Here is a 4,149-nt window from a genome sequence, read left to right as displayed (position 1 = left end):
CGATCGCCGCGGCGATCGGCCAGTCGGTCGCCAACACCTCCCACCATCTGCGCACTCTCGCTCGCGCCGGCCTGCTCACCAGCCGCCGCAGCGGCACCTACGTGCACTACCGGCTCGCGTCCGACGACGTGCTCGAGCTGTGGTGGGCGACGCGCCGCGTCGCCGCCCAGCAGGTCGATGGCCTCGACGAGCTCGCCCGCGCCTACCTCGGCGACCGTGAGGACCTCGAGGCCATCACCCGCGAGCAGCTGCTCGTCCGCCTCGAGCGCGACGACGTCATCGTCGTCGACGTCCGCCCCGAACCCGAGTACGCCGCCGGCCACCTGCCCGGCGCCATCTCCGTCCCCCCCGACCGGCTCGACCTGCTCGACGCGCTGCCCGCCGACTGCGACGTCGTCGCCTACTGCCGCGGCCCGTACTGCGTCTACGCCGACGACGCCGTCCGGCGGCTTCGCGGGCAAGGCCGGCGCGCCCAGCGCCTGGAGGACGGGCTGCCCGAGTGGCGCCACGCCGGCGCTCCTATCGAGAGCTGACCACAGCAGAACCTCACGACCGTGGCCGCCGTCGGCCTCGTGGCGCTGCTCTACCAACTGTCTTCCTCGCCTGACAGCCCCGCACCGATGGCCGCGCCGGCGGGTCAGGCCGATGCCCCGGCCAGCGTGGCGTGCTCGACCGCCAGACCGCAGAGCGCGTCGAGGGCGTACGCCTCGACCCACAGGTAGGAGTCCGGCAGCCGCCGGCACCGCCGAGGGGCATCGGCCAGCAGGGTGAGAGCCTCGTCGCTGCAGCAAGTGGGCAGGGCCACGGCTTCCCACGGCGGCCATGGCATCCGGCTCTCCCGGTTCGGCACGTCTCAGATCGACTCGGATCACTCCCTCGAACTCCTCTGATAATCTGATCATATGCCTGAGGTGAGTGCGACCGAAGCCGCCCGCCACTTCGCCGACCTGCTCGACGGGGTCGAGCACCGTGGGGAGCGCTATCGCATCGTGCGCCGCGGCAAGGTGATCGCCCAGTTGGAGCCGGTCGGCCGCGGGCGCGGAGAGGGAGCCAAGGCGGCGTTGCGCCGTCATCCGTCTGACGCAGGCTGGCGCGATGAGCTCGCGGAGCTCCGCGGACTGCTGTCGGTGGAGAAACGGCCCTGAGCCGCCTCCTGTTGGACACGGCCTTCCTGGTCGACGCCGAGCGCCACGCCCGTGACCTCGATGCGGTGATCGGCGACGACGATGATGTCGCCATCGCCGCGGTGACCGCCGCTGAGCTGCTGGTTGGGGTGTTGCTGGCCACCGAGCGGCATCGACCCGCCCGTCAGGCGTTCGTGGACGAGGTCTTGGATGTGCTTCCCGTGTTGTCCTATGACGCTGGAGTAGCCGAAGCTCATGCGGCGTTGCTGGCTGCAACCCGGCAGGCTGGCCGCCCGCGCGGTGCCCACGATCTCATCATCGCTGCGACGGCGCGTGCCACGGGCCGGTTGGTGGTGACCGCCGACCCCAGGGGGTTCGCAGACCTGCCCCAGGTCGAGCTCGCAGACTGATTCGGCCGGCTGTGCGATGCGCAAGTACCTGGCGGCCGATGACCGGTTCACGCGTGTGCGGCTCTTCGACACCCTCGAACTGCCCGTGAACACCGTCAGTGACGGCCTGAGCACCAAAGCCCGGCTCAAGCGCGCTCTGGTAGCGCTCGCCCTCGCCGCCGCCCTCTTCGCCGTTGGTATCCTCGCGGACGGGTTTCAAGGAGGCAGCGCTGTCGAACCAGTCTCAGGGCCAACCGCAACAGGTACCCGAGCCCCTTGATCCGGATCCCGTCCGGAGGCAGTCGCCGGCGCCGGCGCGGTGTTCCGCGAAGGCCATCTGGAGAGCATCGTCGCGCTCGTGGCGCGCCGTGCCCGTCGCTGCTCGTGCAACGCACCGGCCGGGGCAAGAGGTGGCGGCCCACCCCGGCCCCCTCCTGGCTGGCGTGCGTGCCGTCACGCCGCCATCCCGATCTCGTCCCTGAGCTCGCTGCCCGTGTGGGCAACCTGCTCGGCCTGCCGTTCCACCCAGTCGTGGAGAAGGTGCGCGAACGGCTAGCCCTGGATCGGAAGCTGCCCCACAGGAGCGGAGCGGCAGGCGGCGAGGTCCCCGTTCCCTCCCTCGCCACCTGCCCGCTGGCATGCGGTCGACGCGTGGTGCTGAGCAATGCCCCCTGACCGGTGCACGGGTGCCCCGTGACGGCTGAACGGTGAGGTAGCACCCGCCGTCGGGTCCGATTCACAGTCGGTTGGATGAATCCAGGAAGGTCGCGTCCGCTCCCCACGCCGCGGGCCGGCGGCTACCAACCAGCCACCTGCCACCCCGCGAGGGCCGTGCTCGAGTCAGTCTCCCTCGAGCCCGGTGCTGAAGTTGACCTGCTCGATCGCAAGGTCCAACTCACGGATCTGCCGGGCCACGTCGTCGGCCCGGCGCCGCAGCGCCGTCACGTCCAGCGCCGCGAACGTCCGCAGCTCCTGCCGACCGCACCGGAACGTGTCCCGGCCGCCGGCCGCGGCGTCGGCAGTGGACTTGAGCAGCCCGGACCGCGTCCGCAGCGCGTCACGCTCGGCCAGTGCGGCGGTCAGCGACCGCCCGTCGGCCAGCGTCGCCTGCAGGTTGGTCTCGTTGATCCGCAGCATGAGCTCGGCGAGCCGACCGACAAGCGCCTCGGCCTCGTCGAGCAGTGCGGACGCGTCCTCGGCCACCTCCTCACCCTCGGTGTACCGGGCGGACGCAGCGACACGGTCACGCAGCGCGGCGAGCTGGCGCTGTGCGTCAGCGCGCTCACGCAGTGCCTCGGCAAGCAGCATCGGTGTGTCACCTCCTCTCGTGGGTCTCGACGTGTGGATGCTCCGCGGACCGCCGCGTCCGGGCCGGTGCGTCCGGGCTTGGCCGGCTCATGGGCGCCGCCGGCCGAACAGCGACGTTCCGCGGAAAGCGGGCAACAAGAAGGCCGCCCGTCGGGGCGGCTGGCGTGCGCTGCGCGCCGACGAGCGCGCCGCCTGGGCCGCGGTGCGACCTCGCTCGGACAGCCTGCGCTGGACCGGACCGCCCTCGCGGCGCCACGGGTTCTGCTCCCGTAGGACGCGGTCGAGCTCGATGCATGAGGGCAGCCCCCGGTAGGCGGGGCCGGGCGGACCAGTCGTGTACGGCAGGCGACGAGCAAGCCGAGATGAGCGTGCGAACGATCGCCCTGACACCGCCCGCCAGTTGGGTCCACCGCACCAAGGCAGCGGTCGTGGGTGGATGCCCTCACCGGTGGGCAGAGGCAAGGCGCGCGTGCCGGCACCCGACGCCGCTGCCACGAGAGGAACAGCCAGGCGTCCATACTGGCCCGCAACTGCCCTCGTGAAGGAGGCCTCCATGCCGCGCTCGTCCAAGCCGCCTCCCGCCCTTGACGCGCTGTCGAACGCCGAGCGGGCCGCCGCACTCGACCGGCTGCTCGACCGCCGTCCCGACCTGATCGCCGAAGCCGAAGCCGTGGCAACCGAGCTGCTGACCACCGTCGATCGCGACGACGTGGCCGACGAGGTCGTCGGCGCCCTGCTCGCCGTGCCCTTCACCGCCATCGCCGGGCGGGCCGGCAAGCAGCCCGGGGGCGGCTACGTCGAGTCGTTGCAAGCCGCCGCCGAGGTGCTCGAGGAGACGCTGGAGCCCTACCTGGACGCCCTGGCGCGCACGGCTGCCGCGGGGTTCGCCGACGCCGCCACCGACATCGGCTTCGGCCTCCTGCTGGGCCTGTACCGCCTGCGGGAGGAGGCCGGCGAGGACACCCTGATCGGCTGGTGCGGTGCGGACCAGGAGTCGTGGGATCTGGCCACCAGCGTGGTGCTCGCCTTCGACGACGCCGGTCTCGACCCGGGCAGCGAGGCGGTCAACGCCCTGGTGCCCGACTGGAGCGGCATCGCGTAGCGGCGGCGGCCGTGCCGCCACCCGGTGCGGTGCCCCACGTCCTCCAAGGACGCCACCTTGCTGGGCCCGATCGACGAGACCCTGGCGTCGGTGGACGAGGACTGCTCACCGCCCGGCGGTCCTGAGCGGTCGGCCGGCGCGGCCGGCGGGACAACCGCCGTCGAGGACCGCTCAGCGGTCACCCGGCCGTGGTGACCGGGCGTGCTGACCGCGGTGCCCGGCGGAC

General features: G+C 72.4%; 8 protein-coding genes. 6 read left to right on the top strand and 2 right to left on the bottom strand.

The annotated features are described in order from the left end of the window. The coding region (locus WD250_04960; GenBank protein ID MEX2619550.1) for an ArsR family transcriptional regulator at positions 1-533 on the top strand (533 nt) is incomplete at its 5' end. A 104-nt stretch (positions 534-637) separates the two neighbouring features. On the opposite strand, the gene WD250_04955 is transcribed toward WD250_04960, so the two are convergent. Next, positions 638-829, bottom strand: a complete 192-nt coding sequence (locus WD250_04955) for a hypothetical protein (GenBank protein MEX2619549.1) — start codon at positions 827-829, stop codon at positions 638-640. Positions 830-902: 73 nt separating this feature from the next. Here WD250_04955 and WD250_04950 point away from each other — a divergent pair, with 73 nt between their 5' ends. The 3 genes from WD250_04950 to WD250_04940 are packed head-to-tail and all read left to right on the top strand — an operon-like array spanning position 903 to position 1,793. Then, positions 903-1,145: a type II toxin-antitoxin system prevent-host-death family antitoxin gene (locus WD250_04950; protein ID MEX2619548.1), complete on the top strand. Its 243-nt coding sequence runs from the start codon at positions 903-905 to the stop codon at positions 1,143-1,145. An 11-nt stretch (positions 1,146-1,156) separates the two neighbouring features. Then, positions 1,157-1,534 (top strand): PIN domain-containing protein, encoded by a 378-nt coding sequence (locus WD250_04945; protein ID MEX2619547.1) that lies wholly within the window; start codon positions 1,157-1,159, stop codon positions 1,532-1,534. 16 nt (positions 1,535-1,550) lie between these two features. Continuing rightward, positions 1,551-1,793 carry a hypothetical protein gene (locus WD250_04940; GenBank protein MEX2619546.1) on the top strand — a complete coding sequence of 81 codons (243 nt, stop codon included), beginning with the start codon at positions 1,551-1,553 and terminating at the stop codon, positions 1,791-1,793. Between the two features lie 560 nt (positions 1,794-2,353). On the opposite strand, the gene WD250_04935 is transcribed toward WD250_04940, so the two are convergent. Continuing rightward, complete coding sequence (locus WD250_04935; GenBank protein MEX2619545.1) at positions 2,354-2,821, bottom strand: DIP1984 family protein; 468 nt, start codon at positions 2,819-2,821, stop codon at positions 2,354-2,356. Positions 2,822-3,374: 553 nt separating this feature from the next. On the opposite strand from WD250_04935, the gene WD250_04930 reads away from it, so the two are divergent. Beyond that, on the top strand, positions 3,375-3,923 hold the full coding sequence (locus WD250_04930; GenBank protein MEX2619544.1) for a hypothetical protein: 549 nt from the start codon (positions 3,375-3,377) through the stop codon (positions 3,921-3,923). A 57-nt stretch (positions 3,924-3,980) separates the two neighbouring features. After that, positions 3,981-4,118, top strand: a complete 138-nt coding sequence (locus tag WD250_04925) for a hypothetical protein (protein MEX2619543.1) — start codon at positions 3,981-3,983, stop codon at positions 4,116-4,118. The last annotated feature ends 31 nt before the right edge of the window (positions 4,119-4,149 follow it).

It is taken from the genome of Egibacteraceae bacterium (assembly GCA_040905805.1).
Taxonomy (GTDB): domain Bacteria; phylum Actinomycetota; class Nitriliruptoria; order Euzebyales; family Egibacteraceae; genus DATLGH01.
This window is presented reverse-complemented; position numbering and strand designations above follow the sequence as displayed.

Excerpts from the sequence above, each read along its gene's own strand:
- WD250_04955 (MEX2619549.1), bottom strand. The coding sequence starts at position 829 with ATGCCATGGCCGCCGTGGGAAGCCGTGGCCCTGCCCACTTGCTGCAGC.
- WD250_04950 (MEX2619548.1), top strand. The coding sequence starts at position 903 with ATGCCTGAGGTGAGTGCGACCGAAGCCGCCCGCCACTTCGCCGACCTG.
- WD250_04940 (MEX2619546.1), top strand. The coding sequence starts at position 1,551 with ATGCGCAAGTACCTGGCGGCCGATGACCGGTTCACGCGTGTGCGGCTC.
- WD250_04935 (MEX2619545.1), bottom strand. The coding sequence starts at position 2,821 with ATGCTGCTTGCCGAGGCACTGCGTGAGCGCGCTGACGCACAGCGCCAG.
- WD250_04930 (MEX2619544.1), top strand. The coding sequence starts at position 3,375 with ATGCCGCGCTCGTCCAAGCCGCCTCCCGCCCTTGACGCGCTGTCGAAC.